2 protein-coding genes are annotated in these 1,404 nt (G+C 61.0%); both read left to right on the top strand.

What is annotated here, in order from left to right; translation table 11 throughout:
• On the top strand, nt 1–681 hold a 681-nt coding region (locus tag RDU12_RS11870), incomplete at its 5' end, for a hypothetical protein (RefSeq protein ID WP_308684767.1).
• A gap of 142 nt (nt 682–823) precedes the next feature.
• The coding region (locus tag RDU12_RS11865) for a hypothetical protein (RefSeq protein WP_308684766.1) at nt 824–1,404 on the top strand (581 nt) is incomplete at its 3' end.

Genomic DNA, 1,404 nt, shown 5'->3' with positions numbered 1-1,404 from the left:
GACCCGGATATTCAATATGCGGTTTCCAAGGCTCGATTGCTCCAAGACCGGTCAATCGACAACCAGCTGAACCTGCGTTGCGCGATTTGGCGCCAGCGCGTGTTCGGGCCACCCGGCCGGGGCAAGCCTGGAACGGTCGTGAGAGACAAGGCTCATGGGGCGAACACACCGGCCTATCTTCGTCAGCCTGGCCGGCCGACTCATCTGCTTTTCGACACCGGCATGGGTATGCGCGCTGACTTCGAGGTCGCAACGCCCCGGACGCCGCTCGTAGATTTCGTGCCGTCACGGCTGTGGCTGCCCTATGGCTATTGGACCTTGCGAGACGGCTCTGAGGTGATCTTCTCGCGCGACTATCTCCCAACGTGGCGGATAGCGGAGGGAGCCGTTGAACGCCTTGATCCCTGGTTATGGATCAACGGCATCGCGAGCGAATTCCACTTCGGCCAGTCGCCCCCGACGGCCGTGTGGGCCCAGGGCCGAGCACGCGACCACGCCATACTTCATCTGGAGCAACGGCGGATCTTCGAACTCCCCAAACTCGTAGATATCATGCCGCATCTGTTCCAGGTCGACGTCGAAGCAATCACCGACGGCGTCGCGAAATTGCGCGAACAGCGTGGCGGCGCCAACGAGTTACCCGCCTATGCAGACCTCAACACCCGCCTATCCTACGGCTGACTTGTGTCTGCATAGGGCTCGGCCGGAGGGGCGCCTGCTCCTTCGGCCGAGCCGTGCAGTCTCGCGCGCCCCTTGCCGGGCCTAAGGTTGTTGTCCAATCCTCGGGCAGACGCGAACGCGAACATCGAAGGGAATTGCCAACATGGCTGAGATCAATTTATCCCGCGAGGTGCAGGACGCGTTGGCAGCCATCGACTTGGCCGAGATCGACGGCTTGGTTCGTAAGGCGGTGCGCTATGAGACCGCCACGGAGCTGCGGCAGGCGCTATCGCGCTGCGGTCCGTTCATTGCCCAGAAGCTCCATTATTTCGAGAAGTCGCTTGATGCGCATCGCAAGGCCAAGGCCGCCCGCAAGAGGGAGCAGACGGCCTACGACGTCCACAAGGAAGCGTCCGATCTGAAATGGGCAGTTCAAGCCATGCGCGATCGGATGGAGACCGAGCGCAAAAACGGGGAGCTGTTCTACGTCGACGACAAGATCTTCTGGCCGCGGACTTTCTCGCCGAACTTGAGCGTCCGGATCACCTACCGCTGGCGTCGAACGGTCGAGGATGTCTGGAATCATGGCGCCATCACATTCACTCATGAGGTCGATACGAGACCGAACTACCTGTTGCCCCAGCCCCGCAAGCAATTGAGTCCGGCCAAACAGAAGGAGGCGCGTCAGAAAAGTCTCTCCACGGATTGGGAGCATCTGATGCGGCTCGGACTCTATTCGGTCAG

It is taken from the genome of Brevundimonas sp. (genome assembly GCF_031082345.1).
Lineage (GTDB): Bacteria > Pseudomonadota > Alphaproteobacteria > Caulobacterales > Caulobacteraceae > Brevundimonas.
The sequence above is the reverse complement of the archived record's forward strand: the minus strand, read 5'-3'. Positions and strand labels throughout refer to the sequence as shown.